Origin of the sequence: uncultured Nocardioides sp. (genome assembly GCF_947489365.1) — a bacterium.
Taxonomy (GTDB): Bacteria; Actinomycetota; Actinomycetes; order Propionibacteriales; family Nocardioidaceae; genus Nocardioides.
The window spans coordinates 45277-60704 of the sequence record NZ_CANLDB010000011.1 but is presented as its reverse complement, the minus strand read 5'-3'; the positions used below and the strand labels follow the sequence as shown (position 1 = coordinate 60704).

Sequence of the window (15428 nt, the reverse complement as noted above, 5' to 3'; positions counted from 1 at the left end):
GACGCATGGCGGGCCGGACCATGACGGTGAGCGATTCGGTGGTGATCGCCGCGGACGCCCTCGAGCTCTACGAAGCGGTCGCGGACCCCTCGCAGATGCCGCGGTGGAGCCCGGAGAACACCGGCGCCACCGTCCCCCACCCGGGCCGCCCGCTGCCGGAGGGCGCGTCCTTCGTCGGCACCAACCAGCGGGGCCGCGCCCGCTGGAGCACCCGGTGCGTGGTGACCCACGCCGAACCGGGTCGACGGTTCAGCTTCGTGGTCGGCGAGATCGGCCTGCGCCGCCCGGTGATGCGCGGCCGGATCGCCCGCTGGGACTGGCGCTTCGACCCCGTCGTCGACGGCACGATCGTCACCGAGACCTGGACCGACGGACGCCAGCGGTGGCCCGACCGCCTCGCCGCCGGCTTCGACCGCGTCGTCACCGGCGGCCGCACCTTCCCGGAGTTCCAGCGCCGCAACATCGCCCGCACCCTGGCCCGCCTCAAGGCCGACTTCGAGGCCACCCCCTAGGTCGCCGAGTCGGCCCCCAGGGAGCGCAGCGCCATCCCGGCGAGGAGGCCGCGCATGCGCTCGGCCGGCACCCGGGCGCTGTGGGGGGTCGAGTTGAGCAGCCCGAACGTCGCGTGGGCGGCCGCCCGGGAGGCGTCGAGGTCCAGGCCGGGGTCGACGGTGCGGAGCTGGGCGGCCCAGAGGTCGACGTACGCGCGCTGGAGACCCCGGACCCGCTCGCGGGCGTCGTCCGGCAGCGAGGCCCAGTCGCGGTCCTGGACGACGATCAGCGCGGGCCGCCCGAGCGCGAAGTCGACGTGGAAGTCCACGAGCCGGCGTACGGCGTCCGCCGCGTCGTCGGCGGAGCCCACCCGCTGCCGACCCTCGGCCAGCAGCTCCTCGCTGATCGCCACGAGCATCTCGGCGAGGACGGCGTCCTTCGAGCCGAAGTGCTTGTAGAGCGCCGGACCCGAGATGCCGCAGGCGGCGCCGAGGTCGGCGACCGAGACGCCGTGGAAGCCGCGCTCCGCGAACAGCTCGGCCGCCGTCGCGAGGATCTGCTCGCGACGGGCCACCGCGCCGGTCGTGGTCACGGGGTGCAGGTTAGTGCTCGTTAACGTCCGGCGCCGCCCGGCGTCCACCCCGGGTACGTTGGCGGGCATGCACACCCGGATCCTCGGCAACGACACCGTCGGCCGCATCGAGGTGGGGGCCGTCGGCCTCGGCCTCATGACCTTCACCCAGACCGGCGAGGCGCCGCGCGAGCAGCTGCTCGACACGCTGCGCACCGCGCTCGACGCCGGTGTCACCCTCCTCGACACCGCCGACGCGTACGGCGACGCCGACTCCCAGGGCGCGGAGGCGATGGGCCACAACGAGCGCGTCGTCGCCTCGCTGCTCGACGAGCTCGGGGTCCGCGACCGCGTCGTCCTCGCGACGAAGGGCGGCCACACCCGCACCGACGACGGCGGGTGGGAGGTCGACTCGAGCCCCGAGCACCTGCACGCGGCGGTCGACGCGAGCCTCCAGCGGCTCGGCGTCGAGCAGATCGACCTGTGGCAGCACCACCGCCCCGACCCGAAGGTGCCGTACGACGAGGTCATCGGCACGCTCGACGAGATCGCCCGCACGGGCAAGGTGGCGATGATCGGGCTGTCGAACGCCGACCCGGACCAGATCCGCGCCGCCCACGACGTCCTCGGCTCGTCGCTGGTGAGCGTGCAGAACCAGTTCAGCCCCAAGTTCCGCAGCTCGCGGCCGGAGATCGAGGTCTGCGAGGAGCTCGGCCTGGCCTTCCTGCCCTGGAGCCCGCTCGGCGGCCTCGCCGACGCCAAGGAGCTCGCGGAGAAGCACCCGGCGTTCGCCGAGGTCGCCACCGAGCGCGGCCTCAGCCCCCAGCAGGTCGCCCTGGCCTGGGAGCTCGCCACCTCGCCCTGCGTGATCCCGATCCCGGGCTCGAAGCGGCCGCAGTCGATCGCCGACTCCGCCGCGGCGGCGGACGTCGAGCTCTCAGCCGACGAGCTCGCCCGACTCGACGCCTCCTGACCCCGACCCCGGAGCGGGGTCCGGGCGCCCCTGCGGCGCCCGGACCCGCCCCGGCAGGGCGACGAGCCCGGCCAGCGCCGCGGCGAGGCAGAGCACGCCGATCACCACGCAGGCGGCGGACAGCCCGACCATGAAGGCGTCGCCCAGCGCGTCCGCCACCGCCGGCGAGCCCGCCGCGATCGCGGCCGTCACGCCGACGGAGTCCTCCGCCTCCGCGAGCGTCGCCGGGTCCAGGCGCCCGTCGAGCAGCTCGGCCAGCCGGTCGGCGTACAGGCTGGAGAACAGGGAGCCGACGACAGCGACCCCGAGGGTGCCGCCCAGCTCGCGGGTGGCGTCGTTGACCGCGGAGCCGACCCCGGCCCGCGCCGGCGGCAGGACCTGGAGGATCGACTCGGTCGCGGGGGTCGAGACCAGGCCGAGCCCGAGGCCCATGAGGACCATCTGCGGCACGATCACCTGCGCGTACGACGCGTCGAGCTCGAGCGTGGAGATCCACAGGAACGACGTCCCGAGGAGCGCGAGGCCGGTGACGACGACCGTGCGGGTCCCGAGGCGGGGCGCGAGCAGGCCGCCCACCACCGAGGCGATCGCGATGCAGGTCGCGACCGGCAGGATCCGCAGGCCGGTGCCCAGCGGCGAGTAGTCACGGGCGAACTGGAAGTACTGCGTGATCAGGAAGATGAAGCCGAAGAGGGCGAAGAAGACGACGGTGACCGCCCCGGCGGCGGCGGAGAACCGGCGGTCGGCGAAGAGGGTGACGTCCAGCATCGGGTGGGCCACGCGGCGCTCGAGGACGACGAAGACCACGACGAGCGCGGCGGCGACGGCGAAGCCGGCCAGGGTGGTCGCGGAGGCCCACCCGTGCTCGGGGGCCTCGATGATGGTCCAGGTCAGCAGCCCGAGCGCGGCGACCGAGACGACCAGGCCGGCGCGGTCGAGCGGCGGGACGTCGGGGTCGCGCGACTCGGGCACGAAGGCCAGCGTCATGGCGATGGCGAGGGCCGCGACGGGGAGCAGCGCCCAGAACACCGCGTGCCAGGTGAAGTGCTCCAGCAACCAGCCGCCGGTGACGGGCCCCAGCGCCACGCCGAGGCCGACCGCGGCCCCCCAGACGCCGAGCGCGGCGGCGCGCTCGCGCCGCTCGGTGAAGGCGTTGGCGATGATCGAGAGGGTCGTCGGGAAGATCAGTGCGGCGCAGACCCCCATCACGAACCGCAGGGCGATCAGGGCGGCGCTGCTGTCGACCAGGGCGGCGGCGCCGGACGCGAGCCCGAAGCCGGCCAGGCCGACCAGCAGCGAGGGACGTCGTCCGAACCGGTCGGAGACGCTGCCCATCGCCAGCACGAGGGCGGCGAAGGCGAGGTTGTAGCCGTCGACGATCCAGAGCAGCTCGCGGGTGTCGGCGTCCAGTTCCGTGGCCAGGGACGGCAGCGCGACGTTCACGATCGTCGTGTCGAGGTTGATGGTCAGCGCCGCGAGGCACACGGTGGCGAGGAGGAGTGGCTGACGTGGCACGGGGGCTCCCAGGGCGACGGAGGACACGGGTGTCGATGTGGACACCGACAACATGAGGGTGCTCCTCGATGTTGCCGGTGTCAACATCACTGCCTCACCGGGATACGCTGAGGCCGATGACGACCGCGCCCTACCACCACGGCAACCTGCGGGCGGCCCTCGTGGAGGCTGCCGTCGCGGCGGCCCGGGAGAGCGGACCGGACGGTCTGGTCGTCCGCCACCTCGCCCGCCGGGTGGGCGTCTCGCACAACGCGGCGTACCGCCACTTCAGCGACCGCGACGCGCTGGTCGCGGAGGTCGCCGAGGTCGGGATGGGCGAGCTGACCACCGCCATGCGCCGGCGGACCGACCGGGTGCCGCCGGGTGCGGACCCCGAGGGGGAGGTGCTGGCCGCCCGTGCCCGGCTCTCCGAGTGCGGTCGGGGGTATGTCGACTTCGCGCTCGCCGAGCCCGGTCTGTTCCGGGTCCTCTTCGCGGCCTACCCCTCCCCGCCGTCCCTCGGGACGGACGGGACGAAGGACCCCGACGACCCGTTCGTGGTCCTCAACGCGCTCCTGGACGACCTCGTGCGGGTGGGCCACCTCGCGCCCGAGGCGCGTCCTGGGGCGGAGATCACCTGCTGGTCCGCGGTGCACGGGTTCGCCGTCCTCCACTCGGAGGGGCCGCTGCGGGAGCTGGACGAGGCCACCCGCTCGGCGGCGCTCGACGTGGTCCTGGAGACCATCGACCGCTCCTACGGGGCCACCACCGGTGCAGGGCGGGGCGCCGCGGGGCCAGGATGACCCCGTGCTCCACGTCCGCCTCACCGCCCCGCACGACCTCGCCGAGGCCGCCCTCGCCCGCGTGCGTGACGACCCGACCGTCGTCCACCTCGTCGTGCTGCGCGGGGTCGTCGTCGACTGCGACGGCGACCTCCTGACCTTCGACCTCGCCCGGGAGAACGCCAACGGCGTCCTCGGCGACCTCCGGGACATGGGGATCGAGCAGTCGGGGTCGCTGCGGGTCGACGAGGCCGAGACCCTGATGTCGGACGCCGCCGACCGGGCCGAGGAGATCGCCCCGGGCGAGCCGGTCGACGCCGTCATCTGGGACGCCGTCGAGGAGCGCGCCGCCGTCGACGCCCGGTGGTCGTGGTCGTTCCTCGCGTTCATGGTGCTCGCGACGCTCATCGCCAGCGTCGGTCGCTACCTCGACCAGCCGATCCTCATCGTCGGCGCGATGGTCGTCGGGCCGGAATTCGCCCCGCTGGCGTGCGTCTGCTTCGCGCTCGCCCGGCGGTCGTGGGGGCTGATCGGACCGGCGACCTTCACCCTGGCGACGAGCATGGGCCTGGCCGCCCTGGCGTCGTACGCCCTGTGGCAGGTCGCCGACCTCGTCGGCGTGGTCGAGGAGCGCGCGGCGACGACGGGGAGGCTCACCGAGTTCATCGTCGCCCCCGACGTCTGGTCCTTCGTGGTCGCCGTGCTGGCCGGGATCGCCGGCGTCCTGTCGCTCACCGCGGCCAAGTCCTCGACGCTGGTCGGGGTCTTCATCTCCGTCACCACCGTCCCCGCGATCGGCACGCTCGGGCTCACGCTCGCCGTCGGCGCGTGGGGCGAGGCATGGTCGTCGGTGGTCCAGCTGGCGATCAACGTCGCCGGCATCGTGCTCGCCGGCACCCTGACGCTCCTCGTCCAGAGCGCGATCTGGCGTCCGGGCCGGGGTGGGCCGCGGTGGAGCCGGCGGGAGGGCGGTCCAGCGGCGCCCGCGGTGGACGCCGGAGGTTAACGATCGCTAACCTGCGGGCGTGACGACCCTCAAGGCGCTGACCGACGACCTGCACGAACGCCTGGCCGTCGTCCGGCGCGGCGGCAGCGAGAAGTCCCGGGAGCGTCACGTCGCCCGCGGGAAGCTCCTGGCCCGCGACCGCGTCGACCGGCTGCTCGACCCGGGCAGCCCGTTCCTGGAGCTCGCCCCCCTCGCCGCGACCGGCATGTACGACGACGAGGTCCCCTCGGCAGGCATCGTCGCCGGTATCGGCCGCGTGTCCGGCCGCGAGTGCGTGATCGCCGCGAACGACGCCACCGTCAAGGGCGGCACCTACTACCCGATGACGGTGAAGAAGCACCTCCGCGCGCAGACGATCGCGGCCGAGCACCGCCTGCCGTGCCTCTACCTCGTCGACTCCGGTGGCGCCTACCTGCCGATGCAGGACGAGGTCTTCCCCGACCGCGACCACTTCGGCCGGATCTTCTTCCACCAGGCCCGGATGTCCGCCCGCGGCATCCCGCAGCTCGCGGCCGTCATGGGCTCGTGCACCGCGGGCGGCGCCTACGTGCCCGCGATGTCGGACGAGTCGGTCATCGTCCGCAACCAGGGCACGATCTTCCTCGGCGGACCGCCGCTGGTGAAGGCGGCGACCGGCGAGGTCGTCACGGCCGAGGACCTCGGCGGCGGGGACGTCCACGCCCGCACCTCCGGCGTCGTCGACCACCTCGCGAACGACGACGCCCACGCCCTGCGCATCCTCCGCTCCATCGTCGAGACGCTGCCCGCCGTCCCCGAGCCGACCCACGCCGAGGTGAGCGAGCCCCTCGAGGACCCCGCCACCCTGCTCGACGTCGTCCCCGCCGACGCGCGGACGCCGTACGACGTCCGCGAGGTGATCCGCCGCGTCGTCGACGGCAGCCGGTTCCACGAGTTCAAGGCGCTGTACGGCGAGACGCTCGTCTGCGGGTTCGCCCGCATCCACGGCTTCGAGGTCGGCGTCGTCGCCAACAACGGCATCCTCTTCAGCGAGTCGGCCACCAAGGGCGCCCACTTCATCGAGCTCTGCGAGCAGCGCGGCATCCCGCTGCTGTTCCTGCAGAACATCACCGGCTTCATGGTCGGCCGCGACTACGAGAACGGCGGCATCGCCCGCCACGGCGCCAAGCTCGTCACCGCCGTCGCGAGCTGCACCGTGCCGAAGCTGACCGTCGTCATCGGCGGCTCCTACGGCGCCGGCAACTACGGCATGTGCGGCCGCGCCTACGACCCCCGCTTCCTCTGGGTCTGGCCCAACGCCCGCATCTCCGTCATGGGCGGCGAGCAGGCCGCGAGCGTGCTGGCCACCGTCCGCCGCGACGGCCTCGAGGCCCGCGGCGAGGAGTGGTCGACCGAGGACGAGGAGGCATTCAAGGCCCCGATCCGCGACCAGTACGAGACCCAGGGCTCGCCGTACTACTCCACCGCCCGTCTCTGGGACGACGGCGTCATCGACCCCACCGACACCCGCCGCGTGGTCGGGATGGCGCTGCACCTCGCCGCCCGCGCCACCCCCGAGCCCGAGCACGCCGGCTTCGGCGTGTTCAGGATGTGAGGACCCCGTGACCACCCTCCTCGTGGCCAACCGCGGCGAGATCGCGCTGCGGGTCTTCCGCACCGCCTCGGCGATGGGCATGCGCACCGTCGCCGTCCACACCGACCTCGACGCCTCCGCCCCGCACGTCCGCGGGGCCGACGCCGCCGTCCGCGTCGACAGCTACCTCGACGTGGACGACGTCGTCCGCGCCGCCCGGGAGTCGGGGGCCGACCTGGTCCACCCCGGCTACGGCTTCCTCTCCGAGCGCGCCGCGTTCGCCCGCGCCCTCGACGACGCCGGGATCACCCTCGTGGGCCCCAGCGCCGACGTCATGGACGCGATGGGCCGCAAGGACCACGCCCGCGCGATCGCCGAGCGCGCCGGCGTCCCCGTCGTCCCGTCGTACGACGTGGAGCGCCCCGAGGCGATGACCTTCCCCGTCCTCGTGAAGGCCGCCGCCGGGGGCGGCGGCAAGGGGATGCGGGTCGTCCGCTCCGCCGGTGAGTACGACGAGGCGCTGGCCGCCGCCCGCCGCGAGGCCGCCGCCGGGTTCGGCGACGACACGATGCTGGTCGAGCGGTACGTCGAGCGCGGCCGCCACGTCGAGGTCCAGGTCGTCGGCGACACCCACGGCACGGTGATCCACTGCTTCGAGCGGGACTGCTCCACCCAGCGGCGCCACCAGAAGGTCCTCGAGGAGGCCCCGGCCCCCACCCTCACGCCGGAGCAGCGCACCGAGATCACCGAGGCCGGGGCCCGGCTGGCCCGCGAGGTCGGCTACGTCGGCGCCGGCACCGTCGAGTTCCTCCTCGACGCCGACACCGGCGAGTTCTTCTTCCTCGAGATGAACACCCGCCTCCAGGTCGAGCACCCCGTCACCGAGATGGTCACCGGCCTCGACCTCGTCGCCCTCCAGCTCCGCGTCGCCCTCGGCGAGCCGCTCGGGCTCGCCCAGGACGACGTCACGCTCACCGGCCACGCCGTCGAGGCCCGGGTGTACGCCGAGGACTCCTGGGCGGGCTTCCTGCCGCAGGCCGGCACCGCCACGCTCGTGCGCTGGCCGTCCGGCGAGGGCGTGCGGGTCGACCACGCGCTGGAGTCCGGCCAGGTCGTGCCCACGGCGTACGACCCGATGCTCGGCAAGGTGGTCGCCGCCGGCGCCGACCGCGAGGAGGCCCGCGCGCGCCTGCTGGACGCCCTCGACGGCACCGGGGTGCTCGGGCTGACGACCAACGCCGGGTTCCTCCGCGCCCTGGTGGCCACCGACGCCTTCCGCGACGCGACCATCGACACCGCCTGGCTCGACCGCACGACCCTCGAGCCGCCCACCGCGGACGTCGCCCGCACGGCCGCCGCCTGGGTCTCCGCGATGCTGGCCGCCCACGCCTCCCCGCCCGGCCCGTTCGCCGCCGACGGGTTCCGCGCCGGCGGCCCCGCCGCGCCCACGCTGGTGGACCTGGACCACGTGGTCGCCGTCGACCGCGCCGCCGGCACGGTCGACGGGGTCCCGGTCACCCAGGTCTCGGCCGCGGACCACGTCCTCGAGCTGCGGGTGGACGGCGAGCCCGTCCGGTCCGTGGTGAACGTGCAGCCCCACGAGGTCGAGGCGACCCACCGGGGGCAACGGTGGGTGCTGACCCCGCCCGACCCCGCCGCCGGGGACGCCGTCGACGTCGCGGGCGGCACCGTGCTCGCCCCGATGCCCGGCACCGTCGTCGACGTCCGCGTCGCCGAGGGCGACGCGGTCACCGAGGGCCAGGTCCTCGGGACGATGGAGGCCATGAAGATGGAGCTCGCCCTCAAGGCGCCCTACGACGGCACCGTCACCGCCGTCGGCGCCTCCGCCGGGGCACAGGTGCCGATGGGCCACGAGCTGTTCGTCGTGGAGGGGGCGGAGGAGGCATGAGCACGCCGATCGCCGGCCTGCCCGAGCGCATCACGATCTACGAGGTCGGCCCCCGCGACGGCCTGCAGAACGAGTCCGAGCCGATCCCCACCGCCGTGAAGGCCGGGCTGGTCACGCGTCTGCTGGACGCCGGGCTGCCGGTCGTCGAGGCCACGAGCTTCGTCCACCCCCGCTGGGTGCCGCAGCTCGCCGACGCCGGGGAGCTCCTCGACACCCTCGCCGCCGAGCTCGGCGACGGGGCCAAGGACCTCCCCGTGCTCGTGCCGAACGACCGCGGCCTCGACCGGGCGCTGGAGCGCGGCTGCCGCCACGTGGCGGTCTTCGGCTCGGCCACCGAGACGTTCGCGCAGCGCAACCTCAACCGGTCCTGGGACGCCCAGTTCGCCATGTTCGAGCCCGTCGTGCAGCGGGCCCTGGCGGCGGGTGCGACTGTCCGCGCCTACGTGTCGATGTGCTTCGGCGACCCCTGGGAGGGCGCGGTCGAGGTGGACCGCGTCGTCGAGACCGGGCAGCGGCTGCTCGCGATGGGCGCCACCCAGCTCAGCCTCGGCGACACCATCGGCGTCGGCACCGCGGGCCAGGTCGGCGACCTCGTCGCCCGGTTCGTCGCCGCCGGTACCCCGCTGGAGGCGCTCGCCCTGCACTTCCACGACACCTACGGCCAGGCGCTGGCCAACGTCCTGGCCGGCCTGCACGCCGGCGTCACGACGTACGACGCCAGCGCGGGCGGTCTCGGCGGCTGCCCGTACGCCGAGTCGGCCACCGGGAACCTCGCCACGGAGGACCTCCTGTGGCTCTGCCGCGGCCTCGGGATCGAGACCGGCGTTGACCTCGACGCGGTCGTCGCCACGAGCCGGTGGGTCGCCGGGCACCTGGGTCGGCCCAGCCCCAGTGCGGTCGTGAGGGCGCTGGCAGACTGACCCGGTGAGCCGCCGCGTCATCCTCCACGTCGGTGCCCCGAAGACCGGCACGACCTACGTGCAGGACCGCCTCAGCCTCAACGCGGTCGAGCTGGCGCGGCACGGCGTCCACTTCCCGTCGCGCAACCGGCTCGTCGACGCCTCCCGCTTCCACTTCCGCGCGGCCCTCGACCTGCTCGGCGAGGACTGGGGCGGCGAGCCCGGCCACGCCGAGGGCTCCTGGGACGCCATGGTCCGCCGCGTACGACGGGTCTCCGGCACCGCGATCATCAGCCACGAGATCCTCGCGCCGGCCCCGAAGGCGGCGATCGCCCGGGCGATGGCCGACCTGGCGGGCCGCGACGTCCACATCGTGTACGCCGTCCGCGACCCCGCCCGCCAGCTGCCCGCCGCGTGGCAGGAGAGCGTGAAGCAGGGCGGCCGCTGGACCTTCGCGAACTTCCTCGACCGCGTCGAGAAGGGCAAGCCCTGGTTCTTCCACGCCCTCGACCTGCCCCGGGTGCTGTCCCGGTGGGGCGCGCAGCTCCCCCCGGAGAACGTGCACGTCGTCACCGTGCCGCACCAGCGCGACGAGCGGCTGTGGCAGCGCTACCGCCAGGCGTTCGGCATCGAGGAGGCGTGGGCGCCGGTGGACAGCGAGGCCGTCAACACCTCCCTCGGGATCGCCGAGACCCAGCTGGTCCGTCAGCTCAACCGTCGGGTCGAGCGCGGGGCGCGCAAGTCCACGGCGTACGACCGGCTGATCCGGGAGATGCTCGCCCAGGAGCACCTCGTCCACCGCCGCTCGCCCCCGGTGCGGCTGCCCCCGGACCGCTACGGGTGGTCCTACGAGCAGGCCGACCTGTGGATCGACTGGCTGAAGGGCAGCGGTGTCGACGTCATCGGCGACGTCGAGGACCTCCGCCCGGTGCCGCCCGACCCCGACGTCCGCTGGCGCGACCCCGACAAGGTCACGGCGCGGCCCCTGCTCGCCGCCGCCCTCGACGCGCTCGAGGCGATGACCGACGAGGCCGCCACCCGGACCCCGAACGAGATGCAGCTCTCCAGCCGGGTCCGCACCGGCGTCGACCGCCTGCGGGGGCGCTGACGTGGCCGACCCGACACCGGACCCCGTCGCGCTCGCCCACGCCTGGGTCGCCCACCTCGTCGACGGCGGGACGACCCCGTGGACCGACGTCCTCGCCGCGGGCTCGGTCCCCGGCCGGGTGCTCGACGCCGAGGCCGACACTGCGCCGCTCCCCGGCGCCCAGCAGCTCGAGGTCGTCCGGCAGCTCAACGCCCGCAGCGCCGCCGACGGGCACGGCACCCACGACCCCCGCCTCGCCGCCGAGGTCTTCGCCGTCGCCCCACCGGGCCGCGGAGCGCTCGACCTCCCCCTGGTCGGCCTGCCCGCCCGCACGTACGGCGCCCGCCCGGTCGACCCCGCGGCCCTGCCCGCCCCCGAGCTGCTGCGGGTGGCCACCGGCGTCCTCGCCGAGCGCCTGGTCGGCGAGCTGCTGCCCGACGAGCCGACCGAGCCCGCCGCCCGGCGGGTGACCGGGGCCGTGGCCCGCCACCTGCCCCGCCGCCGCGCGTTCCGGCTGGCCGGGCCCGCCGTCCGCGTCGACGGCCTGCGCCACCGCCTGGCGGAGCTCGGTCGCCGCCCGGGCGGGCGGGACGCCACGACGTACGTCGTCGGTGCCGGGATGGGCCGCCTCGTCACCGACGCCTGGACCACGCGCGTGCTCGACGGTGCCGCGCCGTCGTGGCCCGAGTGGCTCGCGACCTGGGCGGACCGCGACGCCTGCCCCCGCCGGGCCGACCTCGCCGCGACCGCCGACGCCTGGGCCGAGCGGTCCGGCGGGCCGGGCCGCGTCGAGGTGCTGCTCGACCCCGGGGTGCTCGCCGACCTGCTCGCCGTCCGTGGACCCGTGCGGACCACCCCGGCGATGCCCGCGGCCGCGGTGGAGCTGCTGCGGCAGGTCTCCGGGGTGCTCGGCGTCCTCGTCGACCGTCCCCGTCGCAGCCGGCTGCTCACCGAGGGCCTGCGCCCCCGCCTCGTCGGCGCCGCCGGACCGCCCCTCGTCGTCCCCGCGGCGTACGCCGACTGGCTCACGCGACGTGGCCAGGGGCTGCTCGGCGACCTCCGCGCCGGTGGCTACCGTGTGCACGGCCCGACGGACCTCCTCGAGCACCCGCTGACCGACGCGTCGGTGCCGGGGGTCGGCGAGCCGGACGACGACCGCGTCCTCGCGCTCGCCCTCGACACCCTCGCCGACAGGAGGACCCCGTGAGCCACACCGTCCTCCTCCACGTGGGGACCCCCAAGACGGGGACCTCGCACCTCCAGGACGTCCTCTTCCGCAACCGCGAGCGGCTCGCCGAGCAGGGCGTGCACTACCCGGCGGAGCGGTTCGACGGGCAGTTCCTCGCCGCCCTGGACCTGATGCGGATGCCGTGGGGCGGTCTCGAGACGCAGGCCGTCGGCGCCTGGAACGCGCTCGCCGCCCAGGTCCGCGAGGCCGACGGCCTGAGCATCGTGTCCCACGAGGTGCTCGCCGCGGCCTCGGCCTCGGAGGTCGCGCGGGCGCTGGCCTCGCTCGGCCACGGCGACGGCACCGAGGTCCACCTCGTGCTGTCGGTCCGCGACCTCGCGCGGCAGGTCCCCGCCGAGTGGCAGGAGAACGTCAAGCACCGCGCGACGCTGCCCTACGGCCGGTTCCTCGACAAGATCCGGGACCCGGAGCGCCGGGGCCGCATCCCCAGCTGGTTCTGGGCGGTGCAGGAGGTGCCCGACATCCTCGACCGGTGGGGCGCCGCGCTGCCGCCGGAGCGGGTGCACGTGGTCACCGTGCCGCAGCCCGACGCGCCCCGCTCGCTGCTGTGGGAGCGGTTCTCGTCGGTGATGCGGCTCGACGGCCTCGACCTGGACCTCGACTCCGAACGGTCCAACCCGTCGCTCGGCGTCCCCGAGACCGCGATGCTGCGGCGGCTGAACCGCAAGGTGAACCGTGTCGTCGAGCCCGCGGCGTACCGGCCCCTGGTGCGGGAGCTCATTGCCCACCGCACGCTGTCACAGCGCACGAACACGGCCCGGCTCACGCTGCCCCCCGACGTCCACCCGTGGGCGGTCGAGCTCTCGGACACGTGGATCAGCGAGATCCGGTCCCGCGGCTACGACGTCGTCGGGGACCTCGAGGAGATGCGCTGCGGCCCGCCGCCGAAGCGGTACGTCGACCCCGACGCGCCCCGCGAGAAGCAGGTGGCGTCGGCGGCGACCACGGCGCTGCGCGCGGTCCTGGAGGAGCACGTCCGGCTCCTCGAGGAGCGGGACCGGCTGGTCGAGGAGCGCGACGAGGCGCGGTGGCGCGCCGACGCCGCCCTGTCGTCGCGCGTGCGGGCGCGGCTCGAGGGCAACCTGGCGGGCCGGGCGGCCGTGAGGGCCTACCGCTGGGGGCGGGGCAGGAACTCCTTGTCCGCGTAGCGGCCGAGCTTCCAGGTCGAGTAGCCGTCGGTGCTGGCGCCCACGACGCCGCCGACCACCGGGACGCGTCGTCCGACGGTGCCGGCCAGGCGCTTGCCGATCACGCGGCCGATGAGCTCCTGGGCCACCGCGTTCGACAGGGCCGTCGCCAGCTCGGGGTCGTCCGCGGGGGCGGTCGCCATGGCCATCGGGGGAGCGGGGATGATCTTCTTCTTGATCATCCGCTTGACGTCCTCCTCGCCGAGCAGGCAGACGAGGACGGCGTTGCGGACGCGCGCGTCGGCGAGGTCGTAGCCACGCAGGTGCGCGATGGCGGCGATCAGCCGGCACTGCAGCAGCGCCAGGCCCGTGATGTTCGCGGGGGCGGCCACCGTCATCACCGCGATGCCGCCGAGGTTGGTCACGAAGCCCTGGGCGCCGCCGAGCCGCACGTGGGTCTCGATGAGGGCCTTGACGGCCTTCTCCTGGTCGCCGTTGGTCTTCGCCAGCGCCTTGTCGGCGGCCGCGGCGGCGCCGGGCAGCGGGCCCACCCCCTCGATCGCCCGGGCGAGCGCCTCACGCACGAGGCTCGCCGTCATGCGGGGCGAGATGTTGGTGACCTTGGGCGCCAGCGAGCGCCCCACGTTCTGACCGATACCCATGCGGGGATCCTACGGAGGTCACCCCCGCGGCGGCCTAGGTTGGTCGGGTGCCCCTCGAACCGAGTCCGTCCGCCTGGGACATGGCCGCCGTCGCGCGCGCCGTCGCCGACGGAGAGGCGGACGGCGACCTGGTCGCGGTCGGGGCCGACCTCGAGCCGGGCACGCTCCTGGCGGCGTACCGCACCGGCCTCTTCCCGATGCCCGCCGGGCCCACCGGCTCGCGGCGCAGCCGCCGCTCGCCCCCGGCCTGGTACTCCCCGGTCGACCGCGGCGTCCTGCCTCTCGACGGGCTCGTGGTGTCGCGGTCCCTGCGCCGCTCCGCCCGGGACCTCGAGGTCCGCGTCGACACGGCGTTCACCGACGTCGTCCGCGCCTGCGCCGACCCGTCGCGCGACGGGTCGTGGATCTCGACCGAGATCAGCGACGCGTACGTCTGGCTGCACGAGCTCGGCTGGGCGCACAGCGTCGAGACGTGGCGCGACGGCGAGCTCGTGGGCGGCCTGTACGGCGTCGCCATCGGCGGGCTGTTCGCGGGGGAGTCGATGTTCCACCGCGCCACCGACGCCTCCAAGGTCGCCCTGATGGGCCTGGTCGACGTGCTCCGGGCCGACGGCGACGAGCGGCGGCTGCTCGACGTCCAGTGGCGCACCGACCACCTCGCGACCCTCGGGGTGGTCGAGGTCGGGCGGTCCGACTACCTGGAGCGGCTGTCCGTCGCGCTCACCGCACCGCTGCCGGAGCGGTGGCGTTGAGCCCTGGCGACGAGCCCTGGCGACGGGCCCTGGCGACGGGCCCTGGCGCTAGCTGACGTACGGCGCGGCGTCGGTCTCGCTGACCATCGGCCGGCCGGCGGCCTCCCAGTCGAGCATGCCGCCGTCGAGGTTGACGGCGTCACGGCCCTGCGAGGTCAGCCAGGCCACGACACGCGCGGAGCGGCCGCCGACCTTGCAGACCACGAGGAGCTGGCCGTCGGGGACCTCGTCGGCGCGCTGGCCGAGCTCGGACAGCGGCAGGTGGACGGCGCCCTCGACGTGCCCCGCCTGCCACTCGTCGTCCTCGCGGACGTCGAGCACGGTGAGGTCCGCGGGGACCGGGTCGGGGACGGCGTCGATCGCGACGGACGGCACGGGCGGGTGCATGCGGCCATCCTGCCCCGGATCCCGCCGCCCCGTACGCTCGGGGACATGAGCAGGGGTGTCGCGCTCCGGTTGCTCGGGGCCTGCCTGGTGGCCGTCCTCGCGGGCGGCCTGCTCGGCATGCACACCCTCGGCCTCCACGGGACCGCCCACGGCGGGCACTCCTCCGACGCGGTCCACGCCGCGAGCGACGGCCACCACGCCGGGCCGGCCGACCGGGCGGCCGACCACCAGGAGGACGGCGGCCCCGCGGACGGGACGGCCATGGCCTGCCTCTTCCTGCTGGTCACCCTCGGCGCGCTGCTCCTGCTGCCCCGCACGGGCGGCGGGCTGCGCGGAGGGCTGGGGCTGCCGCGGCCGCCCCCGCTCGCCCGTCTCCTGCCGGTGCTCGTCGTCGACCGCCGGCCACCACCCGTCCACGCCTGGTCCGTCGTCCGGTGCTGAGGGGTCGGCACACCGCCGACCCCCGACGTACCGATCACCGACGAC

The 15428-nt window shown here is 75.0% G+C and carries 16 protein-coding genes; 12 read left to right on the top strand and 4 right to left on the bottom strand.

Going from position 1 to position 15428, the window contains the following annotated elements; genetic code table 11:
- Positions 1 to 5 precede the first annotated feature (5 nt).
- The gene (locus Q0858_RS20900; RefSeq protein ID WP_299058298.1) at positions 6 to 512 is read left to right on the top strand and encodes an SRPBCC family protein; all 507 of its coding nucleotides are present in this window, start codon (positions 6 to 8) and stop codon (positions 510 to 512) included.
- Here the strand turns inward: Q0858_RS20900 and Q0858_RS20895 are convergent.
- Positions 509 to 1084 carry a TetR/AcrR family transcriptional regulator gene (locus tag Q0858_RS20895; protein ID WP_299058297.1) on the bottom strand — a complete coding sequence of 192 codons (576 nt, stop codon included), beginning with the start codon at positions 1082 to 1084 and terminating at the stop codon, positions 509 to 511. The two genes, Q0858_RS20900 and Q0858_RS20895, sit on opposite strands and share 4 nt — an antisense overlap.
- 67 nt (positions 1085 to 1151) lie before the next feature.
- On the opposite strand from Q0858_RS20895, the gene Q0858_RS20890 reads away from it, so the two are divergent.
- Positions 1152 to 2036 carry an aldo/keto reductase gene (locus tag Q0858_RS20890; RefSeq protein ID WP_299058296.1) on the top strand — a complete coding sequence of 295 codons (885 nt, stop codon included), beginning with the start codon at positions 1152 to 1154 and terminating at the stop codon, positions 2034 to 2036.
- Here the strand turns inward: Q0858_RS20890 and Q0858_RS20885 are convergent.
- Positions 2001 to 3551, bottom strand: coding sequence for an MFS transporter (locus Q0858_RS20885; RefSeq protein ID WP_299058295.1), 1551 nt, complete (start codon positions 3549 to 3551; stop codon positions 2001 to 2003). The genes Q0858_RS20890 and Q0858_RS20885 overlap by 36 nt on opposite strands.
- Positions 3552 to 3667: 116 nt before the next feature.
- On the opposite strand from Q0858_RS20885, the gene Q0858_RS20880 reads away from it, so the two are divergent.
- From Q0858_RS20880 to Q0858_RS20845, 8 genes are read left to right on the top strand one after another with little or no spacing between them, the layout of a single operon-like run.
- Complete coding sequence (locus Q0858_RS20880; RefSeq protein WP_299058294.1) at positions 3668 to 4333, top strand: TetR/AcrR family transcriptional regulator; 666 nt, start codon at positions 3668 to 3670, stop codon at positions 4331 to 4333.
- Between the two features lie 4 nt (positions 4334 to 4337).
- Positions 4338 to 5318, top strand: a complete 981-nt coding sequence (locus Q0858_RS20875; protein WP_299058293.1) for a DUF389 domain-containing protein — start codon at positions 4338 to 4340, stop codon at positions 5316 to 5318.
- A 19-nt stretch (positions 5319 to 5337) separates the two neighbouring features.
- Positions 5338 to 6891, top strand: a complete 1554-nt coding sequence (locus Q0858_RS20870; RefSeq protein WP_299058292.1) for a carboxyl transferase domain-containing protein — start codon at positions 5338 to 5340, stop codon at positions 6889 to 6891.
- Between the two features lie 7 nt (positions 6892 to 6898).
- Entirely contained in the window at positions 6899 to 8779 is a 1881-nt protein-coding gene (locus tag Q0858_RS20865) for a biotin carboxylase N-terminal domain-containing protein (protein ID WP_299058291.1), read from the top strand.
- Positions 8776 to 9699: a hydroxymethylglutaryl-CoA lyase gene (locus tag Q0858_RS20860; RefSeq protein ID WP_299058290.1), complete on the top strand. Its 924-nt coding sequence runs from the start codon at positions 8776 to 8778 to the stop codon at positions 9697 to 9699. The genes Q0858_RS20865 and Q0858_RS20860 overlap by 4 nt, the downstream gene beginning before the upstream one ends.
- 4 nt (positions 9700 to 9703) lie before the next feature.
- The gene (locus Q0858_RS20855) at positions 9704 to 10786 is read left to right on the top strand and encodes a hypothetical protein (protein WP_299058289.1); all 1083 of its coding nucleotides are present in this window, start codon (positions 9704 to 9706) and stop codon (positions 10784 to 10786) included.
- Between the two features lies 1 nt (position 10787).
- Positions 10788 to 11972 carry a hypothetical protein gene (locus Q0858_RS20850; protein ID WP_299058288.1) on the top strand — a complete coding sequence of 395 codons (1185 nt, stop codon included), beginning with the start codon at positions 10788 to 10790 and terminating at the stop codon, positions 11970 to 11972.
- Positions 11969 to 13162, top strand: coding sequence for a hypothetical protein (locus Q0858_RS20845; protein ID WP_299058287.1), 1194 nt, complete (start codon positions 11969 to 11971; stop codon positions 13160 to 13162). The genes Q0858_RS20850 and Q0858_RS20845 overlap by 4 nt, the downstream gene beginning before the upstream one ends.
- Here the strand turns inward: Q0858_RS20845 and Q0858_RS20840 are convergent.
- Positions 13123 to 13803: an EcsC family protein gene (locus Q0858_RS20840; protein WP_299058286.1), complete on the bottom strand. Its 681-nt coding sequence runs from the start codon at positions 13801 to 13803 to the stop codon at positions 13123 to 13125. The two genes, Q0858_RS20845 and Q0858_RS20840, sit on opposite strands and share 40 nt — an antisense overlap.
- A gap of 47 nt (positions 13804 to 13850) precedes the next feature.
- Between Q0858_RS20840 and aat the strand changes: the two genes are divergently transcribed.
- Positions 13851 to 14555, top strand: coding sequence for a leucyl/phenylalanyl-tRNA--protein transferase (aat, locus tag Q0858_RS20835; RefSeq protein WP_299058285.1), 705 nt, complete (start codon positions 13851 to 13853; stop codon positions 14553 to 14555).
- 48 nt (positions 14556 to 14603) lie between these two features.
- Here aat and Q0858_RS20830 read toward each other — a convergent pair whose 3' ends face one another.
- Complete coding sequence (locus Q0858_RS20830) at positions 14604 to 14942, bottom strand: rhodanese-like domain-containing protein (RefSeq protein WP_299058284.1); 339 nt, start codon at positions 14940 to 14942, stop codon at positions 14604 to 14606.
- Between the two features lie 45 nt (positions 14943 to 14987).
- Between Q0858_RS20830 and Q0858_RS20825 the strand changes: the two genes are divergently transcribed.
- Complete coding sequence (locus tag Q0858_RS20825) at positions 14988 to 15383, top strand: hypothetical protein (RefSeq protein WP_299058283.1); 396 nt, start codon at positions 14988 to 14990, stop codon at positions 15381 to 15383.
- Positions 15384 to 15428 lie beyond the last annotated feature (45 nt).